At 71.1% G+C, this 14246-nt stretch carries 13 protein-coding genes and 1 other RNA gene; 11 read left to right on the top strand and 3 right to left on the bottom strand.

Going from position 1 to position 14246, the window contains the following annotated elements; all coding sequences use genetic code 11:
• Positions 1–194 precede the first annotated feature (194 nt).
• From ACK8N7_RS22960 to ACK8N7_RS22975, 4 genes are all read left to right on the top strand, one after another.
• A complete protein-coding gene (locus ACK8N7_RS22960; protein ID WP_403213341.1) occupies positions 195–1862 on the top strand; it encodes a serine/threonine-protein kinase in 1668 nt (555 codons plus the stop codon).
• A gap of 226 nt (positions 1863–2088) precedes the next feature.
• The gene (locus ACK8N7_RS22965) at positions 2089–3336 is read left to right on the top strand and encodes a serine/threonine-protein kinase (protein ID WP_403213339.1); all 1248 of its coding nucleotides are present in this window, start codon (positions 2089–2091) and stop codon (positions 3334–3336) included.
• A gap of 93 nt (positions 3337–3429) precedes the next feature.
• Positions 3430–4536, top strand: coding sequence for a peptide chain release factor 2 (prfB, locus tag ACK8N7_RS22970; protein ID WP_031125234.1), 1107 nt, complete (start codon positions 3430–3432; stop codon positions 4534–4536).
• Between the two features lie 354 nt (positions 4537–4890).
• Positions 4891–5784 carry an LPXTG cell wall anchor domain-containing protein gene (locus ACK8N7_RS22975; protein WP_500443967.1) on the top strand — a complete coding sequence of 298 codons (894 nt, stop codon included), beginning with the start codon at positions 4891–4893 and terminating at the stop codon, positions 5782–5784.
• A 140-nt stretch (positions 5785–5924) separates the two neighbouring features.
• On the opposite strand, the gene ACK8N7_RS22980 is transcribed toward ACK8N7_RS22975, so the two are convergent.
• Complete coding sequence (locus ACK8N7_RS22980) at positions 5925–6125, bottom strand: hypothetical protein (RefSeq protein WP_031125232.1); 201 nt, start codon at positions 6123–6125, stop codon at positions 5925–5927.
• Between the two features lie 260 nt (positions 6126–6385).
• Between ACK8N7_RS22980 and ftsE the strand changes: the two genes are divergently transcribed.
• The 5 genes from ftsE (at position 6386) to ssrA (ending at position 10299) form a co-directional block, all read left to right on the top strand.
• Positions 6386–7075, top strand: coding sequence for a cell division ATP-binding protein FtsE (gene ftsE / locus ACK8N7_RS22985; RefSeq protein WP_403213335.1), 690 nt, complete (start codon positions 6386–6388; stop codon positions 7073–7075).
• Between the two features lie 56 nt (positions 7076–7131).
• Entirely contained in the window at positions 7132–8049 is a 918-nt protein-coding gene (ftsX, locus tag ACK8N7_RS22990; RefSeq protein WP_403213333.1) for a permease-like cell division protein FtsX, read from the top strand.
• Between the two features lie 68 nt (positions 8050–8117).
• Entirely contained in the window at positions 8118–9305 is a 1188-nt protein-coding gene (locus ACK8N7_RS22995; RefSeq protein ID WP_500443970.1) for a S41 family peptidase, read from the top strand.
• Between the two features lie 18 nt (positions 9306–9323).
• Positions 9324–9812: an SsrA-binding protein SmpB gene (gene smpB, locus ACK8N7_RS23000; protein ID WP_500443972.1), complete on the top strand. Its 489-nt coding sequence runs from the start codon at positions 9324–9326 to the stop codon at positions 9810–9812.
• A 99-nt stretch (positions 9813–9911) separates the two neighbouring features.
• Positions 9912–10299, top strand: a transfer-messenger RNA (tmRNA) gene (ssrA, locus tag ACK8N7_RS23005).
• A 67-nt stretch (positions 10300–10366) separates the two neighbouring features.
• On the opposite strand, the gene ACK8N7_RS23010 is transcribed toward ssrA, so the two are convergent.
• Both ACK8N7_RS23010 and ACK8N7_RS23015 read right to left on the bottom strand, forming a co-directional pair.
• A complete protein-coding gene (locus ACK8N7_RS23010; RefSeq protein WP_403213329.1) occupies positions 10367–10870 on the bottom strand; it encodes a GNAT family N-acetyltransferase in 504 nt (167 codons plus the stop codon).
• A gap of 62 nt (positions 10871–10932) precedes the next feature.
• A complete protein-coding gene (locus ACK8N7_RS23015; protein WP_500443974.1) occupies positions 10933–12324 on the bottom strand; it encodes an MFS transporter in 1392 nt (463 codons plus the stop codon).
• 102 nt (positions 12325–12426) lie between these two features.
• On the opposite strand from ACK8N7_RS23015, the gene ACK8N7_RS23020 reads away from it, so the two are divergent.
• Positions 12427–13398, top strand: coding sequence for a LysR family transcriptional regulator (locus ACK8N7_RS23020; protein WP_403213325.1), 972 nt, complete (start codon positions 12427–12429; stop codon positions 13396–13398).
• Positions 13399–13558: 160 nt separating this feature from the next.
• Positions 13559–14227 carry a hypothetical protein gene (locus ACK8N7_RS23025; protein WP_403213323.1) on the top strand — a complete coding sequence of 223 codons (669 nt, stop codon included), beginning with the start codon at positions 13559–13561 and terminating at the stop codon, positions 14225–14227.
• Positions 14228–14246 lie beyond the last annotated feature (19 nt).

Consider the following 14246-nt stretch of genomic DNA (forward strand, 5'->3'; position numbering starts at 1 on the left):
CACGGGTGCGGCACTGCAGTTCGAATCTCCGATTCCCGAGCGTCAACCGTGTGCGGCAACCATCTGTCCGGTGTGCGCGTCTTCCCCCGGAACGCGACCCCCCGACCCCTTGTCCAGCGGCATTAGAGTGGGCCGGAACATCCGGGCGGGACCGGGGGGACCGCAAGCACCACGATCAGCAGGGAGCGCATGACGTGCGGCCGGTAGGCAGCAAGTACCTGCTCGAGGAACCGCTCGGACGCGGCGCCACGGGCACCGTCTGGCGAGCCCGCCAGCGGGAGACCGCGGGCGCCGAGGCGGCCGTCGCCGGTCAGCCCGGCGAGACCGTGGCGATCAAGGTCCTCAAGGAGGAGCTCGCCAACGACGCCGATGTGGTGATGCGGTTCCTGCGGGAGCGCTCGGTCCTGTTGCGGCTCACGCACCCGAACATCGTGCGCACCCGCGACCTGGTGGTCGAGGGCGATCTCCTCGCCCTGGTGATGGACCTGATCGACGGTCCCGACCTCCACCGCTACCTGCGCGAGAACGGCCCGCTCACCCCGGTCGCCGCGTCCCTGCTCACCGCGCAGATCGCCGACGCGCTCGCCGCCAGCCACGCGGATGGCGTCGTCCACCGCGACCTCAAGCCGGCCAACGTGCTGCTCGACGAGCGCGACGGCCGGATGACCCCGATGCTCACCGACTTCGGTATCGCGCGCCTCGCCGACTCCCCGGGGCTGACCCGGACGCACGAGTTCGTCGGGACCCCCGCCTATGTGGCGCCGGAGTCCGCCGAGGGCCGCCCGCAGACCTCCGCCGTGGACATCTACGGCGCGGGCATCCTGCTGTACGAGCTGGTCACCGGCCGCCCGCCGTTCGCCGGGGGCACCGCCCTCGAAGTCCTGCACCGGCACCTCAGCGAGGAGCCCCGCCGCCCCTCCACCGTCCCGGAACCGCTGTGGACGGTGATAGAGCGCTGCCTGCGCAAGGACCCGGACCAGCGGCCCAGCGCCGAGAACCTGGCCAGGGCTCTGCGTACGGTCGCCTCGGGCATCGGCGTCCACGCGAACTCGGCCCAGATCGCCGCCGCCGAAGGGGTGGGCGCCCTGCTCGCCCCCGACCCGGCGCCCACGGCCGTCCCGGAGACCCCCGGAGCCGCCGACCCCACACAGGTGCTGCCGAGCAACGCGGGTTCGTACGACCCCGCGGCCGCCACCAGCGTGCTCCAGCAGACCTCGGGTCCGGGCAGCGGCCAGGGACCCGGCGGCCACGCCGACCCGACCGCCGTCATGCCGCCCGTACCGCAGCGCCCCGACGGGCCGCCGCAGCCTGACGGCCCGCACCCCTGGCAGTCGCAGCTCCAGGCGGCCCGCGACCGCAACGAGCAGACGCAGGTGCAGTACCTGGACCCGAGCCAGGACCCGCTGCGCCGCCGCCCCCAGCGCCAGGCGCCCCAGCAGCCTCCCCAGCGGCAGCAGCCGCTCCAGCAGCAGTACCCGCCGCAACACCAGCAGCAACAGCAGCACCAGCCCCAGCGCTACCAGGCGCCGCCGCAGCCCCAGCGGCAGCAGTACGCGCCGCCGCAGCCGCAGCAGCCCCAGCAGCCCGCCCCGCGCCAGCCGCGTGAGCCGCGCCCGCCGAGGCAGCGCAGCTCCAACCCGATGCGCATCCCCGGCCTCGGCTGCCTCAAGGGCTGCCTGTTCACCGTGGTGCTGCTGGTCATCGCCGGCTGGCTGATCTGGGAGCTCACCCCGCTCCAGGACTGGGTCGCCCAGGGCAAGGGCTACTGGGAAGCGATCGGCGACGCGATCGGGACGGTCACCGACTGGGTCTCCAAGATCGGTGAGACCACCGGCGAATCCGGCGGCACGGGCGGGGCCTGACGGCGACCGCCGGAGGCATGTCACGGCACCGCCGGAGGCACAGCACGGCCGGGGGTACGGTCGTGGCCCGAGGCGATGCCACCCCCGACTCTGTCCCTTTGTCGACTTCTCCGGGCCTATTCGGCCCGGAGAAGTGCAGGTTGGCACCATCCTGGGCACGCACCACCCCGAACGCCGCGTAACTTTGTCGACCGGGGGTCCACCGCCAGCCGCTGAGGGAGCAGTCTTGGCACGGAATATCGGCAGCCGGTACACGGCCCACCAGATCCTGGGGCGCGGCAGCGCCGGCACGGTGTGGCTCGGTGAAGGTCCCGAGGGGCCGGTCGCCATCAAGCTGCTCCGTGAGGACCTCGCGTCCGACCAGGAGCTCGTGGGCCGCTTCGTACAGGAGCGCACCGCCCTGCTCGGGCTCGACCACCCCAACGTGGTCGCCGTCCGGGACCTCGTGGTGGACGGCAACGACCTCGCCCTGGTCATGACCCTCGTCCGCGGCACCGATCTGCGCACCCGCCTGGACCGCGAACGCCGGCTCGCCCCCGAGGCCGCCGTCGCGATCATCGCGGACGTCGCCGACGGACTGGCCGCCGCCCACAAGGCCGGAGTGGTCCACCGGGACGTCAAGCCGGAGAACATCCTGCTCGACATGGAGGGCCCCCTCGGCCCCGGCGGCGCGCACCCCGCCCTGCTCACCGACTTCGGCGTCGCCAAGCTCATCGACACCCCGCGCCGCACCAAGGCCACCAAGATCATCGGTACGCCGGACTACCTGGCCCCCGAGATCGTCGAGGGCCTCCCGCCGCGCGCCGCCGTCGACATCTACGCCCTGGCGACCGTGCTGTACGAGCTCCTCGCCGGGTTCACCCCCTTCGGCGGCGGCCACCCGGGCGCGGTCCTGCGCCGCCATGTCACCGAGACCGTCGTCCCGCTCCCCGGCATCCCCGAGGAGCTCTGGCAGCTCCTCGTCCAGTGCCTGGCCAAGGCCCCGGCCTCCCGCCTGCGCGCCTCCGAGCTGGCCGTACGGCTGCGCGACCTGCTCCCGCTCCTCGCCGGTATCCCGCCCCTGGACGTGGACGAGCCCGGCGGCGACGAGACGGAGCAGCAGCCATCGGCGTACGACGAGCAGCAGTACACCCCGTCCGCCGAGGAGCCGCGCCGCCGCGGGGCGGTCCCGCTGGTGCCCGGCTCGTCCCCGGACTCCAACCGGGACACCCACACCAGCATGCGCGTCCCCGCCCCCGACGAACTGGCCGGCGGCCCCCTCGGCACCGCCCGGGCCCCGCGCGCCCCCGGCCGGCCGCGCCCCGGCTCCGCCCGTAACAAGGCGGCCGCCGTCCGCAAGCGCCGGATCACCCTGGGCGCCGCCGCCCTCCTGCTGTGCGCGGCCGTCGCGGTGGGCGGCTGGCTGGCCACCGGCGGCGGCGACGGGGATCCGGTGCCCCAGGACAGCGAGAACTCGGCCCCGGCGGCCCCGTAGGAGGCCTTGCGGGGACCGGGTCCCGGGGCGGGTTCCCAGGGCGGTGCCCCGGGGGAGGGCAAGCTTCATCCGCCATGCCGTTAGGCTGGACCCGTGGCAGTCGTCGATATTTCCGAAGAGCTCAAGTCCCTCTCCTCGACCATGGGGTCGATCGAGGCCGTCCTGGACCTGGATGCGCTGAGGGCGGACATCGCCGCGCTCGAGGAGCAGGCAGCGGCGCCGTCCCTCTGGGACGACCCGGACGCGGCCCAGAAGATCACCAGCAAGCTTTCGCACCTCCAGGCCGAGGTCCGCAAGGCCGAGACCCTGCGCGGCCGCATCGACGACCTCTCGGTCCTCTTCGAGCTGGCCGAGGACGAGGGCGACGCCGAGGCGCTGGCCGAGGCCGAGACCGAGCTGGAGTCGGTGCGCAAGGCGCTGGACGAGATGGAGGTCCGCACCCTCCTGTCCGGCGAGTACGACGCCCGCGAGGCGCTGGTGACCGTCCGCGCCGAGGCCGGTGGCGTGGATGCCGCCGACTTCGCCGAGAAGCTCCAGCGCATGTACCTCCGCTGGGCGGAGCGGCACAACTACAAGACCGAGGTCTACGAGACGGCGTACGCCGAAGAGGCCGGCATCAAGTCGACCACCTTCGCCGTCCAGGTCCCGTACGCCTACGGCACCCTCTCCGTCGAACAGGGCACCCACCGCCTGGTCCGGATCTCGCCCTTCGACAACCAGGGCCGCCGCCAGACGTCCTTCGCGGGCGTCGAGGTGCTCCCGGTCGTCGAGCAGACCGACCACATCGAGATCGACGAGTCCGAGCTGCGCATCGACGTCTACCGCTCCTCGGGCCCCGGCGGACAGGGCGTCAACACCACGGACTCCGCGGTCCGTCTGACGCACCTGCCGACCGGCATCGTCGTCTCCTGCCAGAACGAGCGCTCGCAGATCCAGAACAAGGCGTCCGCGATGAACGTCCTCCAGGCCAAGCTCCTCGAGCGCCGCCGCCAGGAGGAGCAGGCGAAGATGAACGCGCTCAAGGGCGACGGCGGCAACTCCTGGGGCAACCAGATGCGTTCGTACGTCCTGCACCCGTACCAGATGGTCAAGGACCTGCGTACGGAGTTCGAGATGGGCAACCCCGAAGCGGTGTTCAACGGCGAGATCGACGGCTTCGTCGAGGCGGGCATCCGCTGGCGCAAGCAGCGCGAGAAGTAACCTCCGCCGTACGAGGGTTGGGCCCGGACAGGGAACTGTCCGGGCCCTCCTGCGTTGCGGTGCCGCCGCGGCGAGTTGGGGGGAAGCTGTGCCCGATGCGTCACAGTCGTGCTGTCGAATAGCCGTCAAGAACCCCCATAAGGGTGTGTACTGCACGGAACGGCCTTGACGGAACCCTTAACTCTGGCCAGGGTGCTAGAGCAGCATGCGTATGTCCGGGACGGGTGCGAACCGGGGGGCTGGCGGGGTGACCACGACACGAACGTGGCCTCGCCGAGAGCGATCCCCGCAGGGCCGCCGTGGCCCGCATATGGCTGCTCCACTGACGAGATCGGCTACTGGGGGTAGCAACAGATGACGAAGAAGACGCGCGTTCGCTTCGCGCGGATAGCTGCTGGTGCGGTTATTGCCGCGGGGGCCTCCCTGACCGCCGCGGGTGCGGCGCAGGCGGTCGGCCTCGGTATCGGTGTGGACGGCGACGAGATCGTCACCGTCGACGCCGGTATTCAGGGCGACGAGAACCCGATCGGCGGCGCCGACCAGGGTGGTGCGTCCGGCGAGACGACGACCGGTGAGACCACCACGGGTGAGACCACCGGTGAGACGTCTTCGACCGGCGAGACCACCACGGGTGAGACCACGGGCGAGACGTCTTCGACCGGTGAGACGACGACCGGTGAGACCACCGGTGAGACGTCTTCGACCGGTGAGACGACGACCGGTGAGACCACCGGTGAGACGTCTTCGACCGGTGAGACGACGACCGGTGAGACCACCGGTGAGACGTCTTCGACCGGCGAGACCACCACGGGTGAGACCACCTCCGGCACCTCGGGCACCTCCGGCACCTCGGGCACGACCGGGACCTCGGGCACGACCGGCACCTCGGGCACGACCGGGACCTCCGGTACCTCGGGTACGACCGGCACGTCGGGTACCTCCGGCGGCGACGACGGTGGCACCGGCACGACCGGCTCCACCACCGACGGCTCCGGCACCACCGGTTCCGCGACCGGTGGCGACGACGCCTGCACCGTCGACTCCGGTGTGGTCGAGTGCGCCGACAACACGGACACCGACAGCGTCGGCAACCAGCCGGTCGAGCAGAGCAAGGGCAAGGAAGAGCTCGCCGAGACCGGTGCGGCCGAGACCACCTTCCTGGTCATCGGCGCCGCGACGATGATCGCCGGCGGCATCGGCTTCCGTATCCTGCCCCGCCTGGTCGGCGGCGGTCGTACGGTCGCCTAGGACCCGCTGAGCACCGTGTACGGGTGCGCCTGAGCCCCGTACACGGGTCGGCGCAGCACAGAGAAGGGCCCGGGAGGCCGCACAACGCCTCCCGGGCCCTTCTGCGTGTGTGAGCCGCTCCGGCGGCCGTACAGGAGGGGTCAGGCCGTCTGGTGGGCCAGCAGCGCGAGCGCCGTCAACAGCACCACCATCAGCGCGATCAGCATGGCGGGATTCATCCCGGCCAGCGGGCCCTGCCCCTGCTCCTCCAGCATCTGCTGCCGGACGGCACGGCAGACGCGGCAGCGCCCCTCGCTCACGGGGGACGCGCAGTTCGCGCACACCAGTCGGTCATAGGTCATGCGCATTCCTCCTCCCGCGCGGCGGAGCCGCTGACTGCTTCTCTCTCCGCACAACGCTCCGGGAAACGCAACCGTTCCCCCCACCACTGTGCCAGCTCCCGCCGTTTTCGGCGCGGCCCGCCGGACAAGGTAGGGCCCGACCCGATACGTACCCGGCGGCGATCCGCCATAAATCGCCCATTGCCGGACGCCGCCTGCACGCGTGAGCCCGGTTCGCGTATGGTCACGCTCACCTACTCCCGGCCGACCGTGGTGCATCCGTGATCCGATTCGACAACGTCTCCAAGACCTACCCGAAGCAGACCCGACCGGCTCTGCGCGATGTCTCGCTGGACATCGAGAAGGGTGAGTTCGTCTTCCTGGTGGGCTCCTCCGGCTCCGGCAAGTCGACCTTCATGCGGCTGATCCTGCGCGAGGAGCGCGCCAGCACAGGCCTGGTCCATGTGCTCGGCAAGGACCTCGCGCGGCTGTCCAACTGGAAGGTGCCGCAGATGCGCCGCCAGCTGGGGACGGTCTTCCAGGACTTCCGCCTGCTGCCCAACAAGACCGTCGCGCAGAACGTGGCCTTCGCCCAGGAGGTCATCGGCAAGCCGCGCGGCGAGATCCGCAAGGCCGTGCCCCAGGTGCTCGACCTCGTCGGCCTCGGCGGCAAGGAGGAGCGGATGCCCGGTGAGCTCTCCGGTGGTGAGCAGCAGCGTGTGGCGATCGCCCGTGCCTTCGTCAACCGCCCGATGCTGCTGATCGCGGACGAGCCGACCGGCAACCTCGACCCGCAGACCTCCGTCGGCATCATGAAGCTGCTGGACCGGATCAACCGGACCGGCACCACCGTGATCATGGCGACCCACGACCAGAACATCGTCGACCAGATGCGCAAGCGCGTCATCGAGCTCGAATCGGGCCGTCTCGTACGCGACCAGGCGCGCGGCGTCTACGGCTACCAGCACTGACCGAGGGGCCCCCGGGCCCCTCGTGCATTTCGAGCATCGAGTACTGAAAGGACGCCATGCGCGCCCAGTTCGTCCTGTCGGAGATCGGCGTCGGTCTCCGTCGCAACCTCACGATGACCTTCGCCGTCGTGGTCTCCGTCGCCCTCTCGCTCGCCCTGTTCGGGGGCGCGCTGCTGATGCGCGAACAGGTCAGCACGATGAAGGACTTCTGGTACGACAAGGTCAACGTCTCGATCTTCCTCTGCAACAAGAACGACGCCAAGGACATGCCCAAGTGCGCGAAGGGCGCTGTCACCAAGGAGCAGAAGGACCAGATCAAGACCGATCTGGAGAAGATGGACGCCGTCGCGACGGTCCACTTCGAGACGGTCGACGAGGCGTACAAGCACTACCAGGAGCAGTTCGGCGACTCCCCGATGGCGGGCAACATCACGCCCGACCAGATGCAGGAGTCCTTCCGGGTGAAGCTGGACGATCCGCAGAAGTACAAGGTCATCGCGACGGCCTTCGCCGGGCGGGACGGGGTGCAGTCCGTCCAGGACCAACGGTCCATCCTGGATCAGCTCTTCGAGCTGATGAATGGCATGAACCTCGTCGCGATCTACGTGATGATCCTGATGCTCGTCATCGCGGTGATCCTGATCGTCAACACCGTGCGCGTCTCCGCGTTCAGCCGGAGACGTGAGACGGGCATCATGCGCCTGGTAGGGGCCTCCGGCTTCTACATCCAGGCCCCCTTCATCATGGAGGCGGCCGTCGCCGGCCTGATCGGCGGTCTGCTGGCCTGCGCGATGCTGCTCGGCGGCCGGTACTTCCTGATCGACGGCGGCCTCGCGCTCCAGGAGAAGCTGAACCTGATCAACTTCATCGGCTGGGACGCCGTCCTCACGAAGCTCCCGCTGGTGCTGGCGATCGGCCTCCTGATGCCTGCCGTCGCCGCTCTCTTCGCGCTGCGCAAGTATCTGAAGGTATGACTTACGCCTCCTGGGGCGCGCGGGCAAGTACCCGTGCGCCCCAGGAGGCTTGTCCTAGACTCGGCGCCATGTCGGGTTGTACGCACCGCTTCCGGCCCCGCGGCCTCTGCCGCGGGGCGGCCCTGACATTGGTCTTCGGGTGTGTCCTCGCCACCGGCGCGGCGACCGGTTCGCTGCCGCAGGACCACGACCCCGTACCCGAGCTCCCGGCACGTGCCGTCGCCTCCACCTCCTCGCCGGTGGACCGCGAGGAGATCGAGGACGCGGCGGCGAAGGCCGAGGCCGACGGGAAGTCCGTGAAGGACGCGGCCGGGGAGGTCGTCAGCCGCAGCGGGGACCGCTGGGGCGCGGTCTACGACGAGCGGGAGTTCGAGGAGTTCGAGCAGTCCCTGGACGGCTCGTACCTGGGCGTCGGCCTCTCCGCCCGCCGCACCGCCACCGGCGGCGTCGCCGTCTCCCGGGTCCAGCCCGGCGGCCCCGCCGACCGGGCCGGCATCCGCGCCGGCGACCTGCTCCGCACGATCGACGGCCGCAGCGTCGACCGGCGCCCCGTCACCGACGTGGTCGCCCTGCTGCGTGGCGACGTTACGGGGGCCGGGGAAGGCACCCGCGTCGTCCTCGGTCTCGTACGCGAGGGGAAGCCCTCCACACAGACGCTGCGGCGCGCCCGCCTGACCCCCGACGCGGTCACCGTGAGCCGCCTGGGCACCGGCCCCTCCTCGGCGCTCCTCGTCAAGGTCGCCGCCTTCACCAAGGGCACCGGCGAGGAGGTACGGGACGCCGTCCGCACCGCGCCCCGGGACGCCGGGATACTCCTGGACCTGCGCGCCAACTCCGGCGGGCTGGTCACCGAGGCCGTCACCGCCGCCTCCGCCTTCCTGGACGGCGGCCTGGTCGCCACCTACGACGTGCGCGGGGAGCAGCAGGCCCTGTACGCCGACCCCGGCGGCGACACCGAGCGGCCCGTGGTGGTGCTGGTCGACGGCGGCACGATGAGCGCGGCCGAGCTGCTGACCGGCGCCCTCCAGGACCGCGGCCGCGCGGTCACCGTGGGTTCGCGCACCTTCGGCAAGGGCTCGGTGCAGATGCCCAGCGAGCTTCCGGGCGGTTCGGTGGCCGAGCTGACCGTGGGCCACTACCGCACACCGGCCGGCCGCAACGTCGACGGCAGGGGCATCACACCCGATCTGGTGGTGCGGGAGAGGGCCCAGCAGCGGGCCGAGACGGTATTGAGTGGCCTCGGGGGTGGGTCGTAGTGCGAAAATGACCGCACTATGGCTAAGGAAAGAGACACCGGGCGCAAGATGGTCGCGCAGAACAAGAAGGCGCGGCACGACTACACGATCCTCGACACCTACGAGTGCGGCCTCGTGCTCATGGGCACCGAGGTGAAGTCCCTGCGCATGGGCCGGGCCTCCCTGGTCGACGGGTTCGTCCAGATCGACGACCACGAGGCGTGGCTGCACAACATCCACGTACCCGAGTACGTCCAGGGCACCTGGACCAACCACACGGCCAAGCGGAAGCGCAAGCTGCTCCTCCACCGGGCCGAGATCGACAAGCTGGAGTCGAAGTCCCAGGAGAGCGGCCACACGATCGTGCCGCTCGCCCTGTACTTCAAGGACGGCCGGGTCAAGGTCGAGATCGCGCTGGCGAAGGGCAAGAAGGAGTACGACAAGCGCCAGACGCTCCGCGAGAAGCAGGACACGAGGGAGACGAACCGCGCCGTCTCGGCGGCCCGCAGGCGGCAGCGCAGCGCCTGAGGAGCCCCCTGCGGGGGAATACGCTGGCATCGTCCGGCGTTGGTCACGTACGATGGGCCGTGCACCTCAGCGAAGGTGTGCGTTTTGAAAAATCAACATGGGGATGATCGGTTTCGACAGCGGATGTCGAAGCAGGGGAAGCGAGTCGAGGAAGCGGCAATGATCTCGTAAACCATATGTCGCAAACAATAATCGCCAATTCCAAGCGCGATTCCTCCGCCTTCGCCCTCGCTGCCTAATTAGCAGCTAAGCGAAGACTCTGCGGAGTGTCAGCCCGGGGGTGATCCCGACCCGGATCCTGGCATCAACTAGGGATCTAAACTTCTCGGCCCGGCCACGGGGCCGAGAAGGAAATCAAACAGTGGCTGGGCCTGTCGGAGGCTTGTTCGCGTGACCTCCGGGGCCGAGAAAAGCGCAGCGAACTGCACTCGGAGAAGCCCTGGTTCCGCACCGTTGGACGCGGGTTCGATTCCCGCCATCTCCACCACCCCATGTAAACCTCTGCCCCGCGAGTTCGCTCGCGGGGCAGAGGTTTTTTCATGCCGCAGGGCTTTTCACGGCAACGATCGGGTGAGCCACACCACTTCTTTGGTGCCTTCCATGGAAACGCGGTCCCGCTCGAACCCGAGCTTCTCCAGGACGCGGAGCGACGGCGTGTTCCACGAGCCGACGGTGGACCGGAGCCGCTTCCGCCCGGTCGCGGCAGCGGCGTCGAGCACGGCGCCGGCCGCCTCGGTGGCGTAGCCGAGCCCGTGCGCGTGCCGGAACAGCTCGTACGCGATCTCGGGCTCCTCCAGGGTGGAGCGGCCGATGATCAGTCCGCAGTAGCCGATGAAGTCGCCCTCGGCCCGGCGCTGGACGGGCAGCAGCGCGATTCCCGTGGTCTCCGTCGCGGTGAGCAGCTCCACGATCCCTTTGCGGCCGCGTTCGACCGTGTACGTCTCGTCGCCGCGTTCGGAGAGGAGGGCGCTGAACTCGGCCGCGTCCGACTCCGCCCACGGCCGCAGTATCAGCCGCTCGGTCTCCAGGTGGAAGGGCATGGTCTCGTAGCTCGACATGTCCCCACCCTGCCCCATGACATGGCCGGGCCACAGCGGACACCCGTGCGGCCCGGAACGGGTCAAGCGGACAACCCCGCCCGGATCGGCTTCTGTTCCGGCCGGCTCCTGAACGTCCCGGCGGCGGCGACGGCCAGGGCGAGGGCCGCCGCGCTCGTCGGAGCCGCGTAGCCGGAGACCGTACCCGTGTGTTCCACCAGCCAGCCGCCCGCGGCCGCACCGGCCGCCACCCCGCCCAGCAGTGCGGTGACCGAGAGCGTCATGCCCTCGTTCAACTGCCCCGGCGGTGTGGCCCGTTGGACCAGTGTCATGCCCGTGACCATGGTGGGCGCGGTCGCCGCACCCGCGAGCAGCAGGCAGAGCGCCAGGACGGGCAGGGACGCCGTCGAGGAGGCGGCGAGCAGCGGCAGGGACATCAGTGCGGTCATCGCGGTCAGGCAGAGCAGCAGCCTGCGGTGGACGTTCCGGGCGGGCCGCAGTGAACCGTAGAGCAGCCCCGCCGCGCAGGAGCCCGCCGCCTGGAGCGCCAGGATCGCGCCCCCGGCGTGGGCGATGGAGACGACCTCCAGCGCCCCGAACACCGCCCCCGTGGCGAGGAAGACCGCCAGCAGCGCGGGCATGCCCGGCACGCGGAGGGGGGAGACGGCCGTGCGGTCACGGGGGGTGGGCGGCGGTTCCGTCTTGCGCTGGGCGGCGAAGACCAGGACGCCGGTCATCAGCAGGAACGCGCCCACCAGCGTGCCCGCCTCCGGGAAGAGCGCCCCGCAGAGCGTCGCCGCGACGACCGGGCCCAGCATGAAGCAGATCTCGTCGGCGGCCTGTTCGAAGGAGTTCGCGGTGTGCAGGGCCGCCGGGTCGCCCCGGTGGAGGTGGGCCCAGCGGGCCCGGGACATCCCGCCCGTGTTGGGGGTGGTCGCGGTGGCGGCGTACGCGGCGAAGAGCGTCCAGGCGGGGGCGTCGTAGTGCACGCAGAGCACCAGCGCGAGGGATCCGAGCACGGCGAGCGCGGTCGCGGGCACGGCGATCCTGGCCTGTCCGAAGCGGTCCACCAGCCGGGCCGTGAAGGGGGCGACGACCGCCGTGGCGGCGAGCCCGGTCGCGGTGACGGCCCCGGCGAGGGCGTACGAGCCCCGCGACCCGGCGATCATGATGATCGCGCTGACGCCGAGCATCCCCATGGGGAGCCGGGCGATCAGGTTGCCGGCCGTGAAGGCGCGGGCCCCGGGAGTGGCGAGCAGCCGGAGGTAGGGGTTGGTGGGTGCCCGCCGAGCCGCCCGCCGAGCCGCCCGGCGCCCCGCCCGCCGGCGCACGTCCTCCGGTGCCGCACGCCCCCCGGGCTCCGGCGCGGTGCGCGGGGCCGCGACCAACTGGCCGCCGGTCACCGCGAGCAGCACGGTGGGGGAGCGGTCGGGGAGGGCTGCGGGGAGGGGTCGGGTGGCAGGGGGATTCGGCATGGGGCCAGCCTCGCCGTGCTCCGCCGCCCCGGTCCAACACCTTCTGCCCGCCCATTCACGCACCCCTGTTGTCAATGGGCCGCCGCGTTGTAGATTCACCACGTGCCCGCCCCCGACCCCGCCCCCCGGCTCCTGCGCGCCTTCCTCGCCGTGGCCGAGGAGCTGCACTTCACCCGCGCCGCCGCCCGCCTCTTCGTCGCCCAGCAGGCGCTGAGCCGGGACATCCGCCGGCTGGAGCGCGAGCTCGGTGCGGAGCTGTTCGTCCGCACCACCCGCCAGGTCTCCCTCACCCCGGACGGCGAGCGCCTCCTCCCGTACGCCCGCCGGGTGCTCGACGCGCACGACGGACTCGCCGCCGCCTTCAGCGGCGGCCCGGCCCGGCCGCTGCTGGTCGACCTGAACAGTGACGGGACGACCGCCGCCCGGGTGCTGGAGCGGGCCCGTGAGCTCGCCCCGGAGTGCGAGCTGATGGCGCGGTTCGAGTCCGGGCTGACCTGGGCCGCCTCCGAGATCCTGGCCGGCCGGCTGGACGTCTCCTTCGGCCGGGCCGCCGGGCTCGCCCCGGGGGTGCGCGCTGGACTCTCCGTACAGCCGGTGCGGTACGAGCCGATGGCCCTGATGCTGCAGGCCTCCCACCCCCTCGCCGGGCGTGAGGCCATCGCGCTGTCCGAGCTGTCCGGAACGACCGTCTACGCGGGGGCGGGCAACGAGCGGACGCGGGAGTGGACGGACCTCGCCGCGCAGCTGTTCGCCGCGTGGGGCATCGAGCTGGCCCCGCCCGTTCCGCTCGCCGTGGGAGTGGCCGAATTTCAGCGCGTCATCACCAAGGCGGGCCACCCGGTTCTGGCGGTGGTGGACTTCCCGCCGCTGCCGGGTGCCGTGGTGCGCCCGCTCGTCGGTCCCATTCCGCTTTCGCCGCTGACGCTGGTCTGGCGCAAAGGTCTGCACCATCCCGGTGTAGACGCGCTGCGTACGGCATCTGCCCAGTTGGGTACTGCAAAAGGCTGGCTCGTACCCCCGCCCGGCGCCTGGCTGCCGGAGGGCGATCTGTCACTGATGCGCAACCGTTCCTGATCAACTCCGTTCAGGGGGACTTGGGCGTCAATGTCGTGCGCTACATTCGTGCTCCGGGTGCATGAATGCCAGTTCTCGTTGACGGTGTGGGATCCGCCCAACAGTAAAGAACCGGTCAATTTTTGGCGCCTGTCCGTTGAGTGGGGGATGGGCTACATCTGTGGAAAATTGGCGCGAAGGTGCCCAGAACGGGCATACGCATGAACCTAATGACGTCACCATCCAGCTGGACGGCCTGGGCCGCCAGCTCGCCGAGCTGCCCGGTGAGCCCGTCCCGGCGGGCGGTTCCGACGGTCCGGTCTTCGTCGACGAGAGCGGCCGCCGCAGCAAGACCTACCGCCGGCTCGGCTGGGTGGTCGCCGCGCTCTGCGCCGCGTACGCCGTGACGCTGGTCTTCGCCGTCCTCGGCGGCAACTCCACCGCCCCCTGGCTGCCGCTCTCCGGGCAGAAGGAGGAGGCGAAGGCGGAGGAGGCCGAGGTGCGTCCCGCGCCGAGCGACTCCGCGGAGCCCTCCGACGACCTGGACCCGGCCCCCGGCGCGACCGGTCCGAGCGGCACCCCGGAGCCCGGTGCCTCCGGCCCGGTGGAACCCTCGGCCACCTCCGTCACCGTCCCCGCCGGATCCGGCGGACGCACCCCGTCCGCCTCCACGTCCGTGACGCCCCCGGGCTCCACCGGCGGCGGCGCCACGAAACCGGCCGCCACCTCCCCGGCCCCCGAACCGCCCGTCTCCACCCCACCGCCGTCACCCGAGCCGGAGCCCACCGTCAGTACGAGCGCTCCCGCCGAGACCCCGGAACCTCCGGTGCAAGAAGAGAGCACCCTCTAAATGACACACCCCGCCCCGC

Origin of the sequence: Streptomyces griseobrunneus, from assembly GCF_046713465.1 — a bacterium.
Classification (GTDB): domain Bacteria; phylum Actinomycetota; class Actinomycetes; order Streptomycetales; family Streptomycetaceae; genus Streptomyces; species Streptomyces microflavus.

Coding starts and splice junctions, on each gene's coding strand:
- smpB (WP_500443972.1), top strand. CDS start 9,324: ATGGCTAAGGAAAGAGACACCGGGCGCAAGATGGTCGCGCAGAACAAG.
- ACK8N7_RS22995 (WP_500443970.1), top strand. CDS start 8,118: ATGTCGGGTTGTACGCACCGCTTCCGGCCCCGCGGCCTCTGCCGCGGG.
- ftsX (WP_403213333.1), top strand. CDS start 7,132: ATGCGCGCCCAGTTCGTCCTGTCGGAGATCGGCGTCGGTCTCCGTCGC.
- ACK8N7_RS23010 (WP_403213329.1), bottom strand. CDS start 10,870: ATGTCGAGCTACGAGACCATGCCCTTCCACCTGGAGACCGAGCGGCTG.
- ACK8N7_RS22980 (WP_031125232.1), bottom strand. CDS start 6,125: ATGACCTATGACCGACTGGTGTGCGCGAACTGCGCGTCCCCCGTGAGC.
- ACK8N7_RS23015 (WP_500443974.1), bottom strand. CDS start 12,324: ATGCCGAATCCCCCTGCCACCCGACCCCTCCCCGCAGCCCTCCCCGAC.
- ACK8N7_RS22975 (WP_500443967.1), top strand. CDS start 4,891: ATGACGAAGAAGACGCGCGTTCGCTTCGCGCGGATAGCTGCTGGTGCG.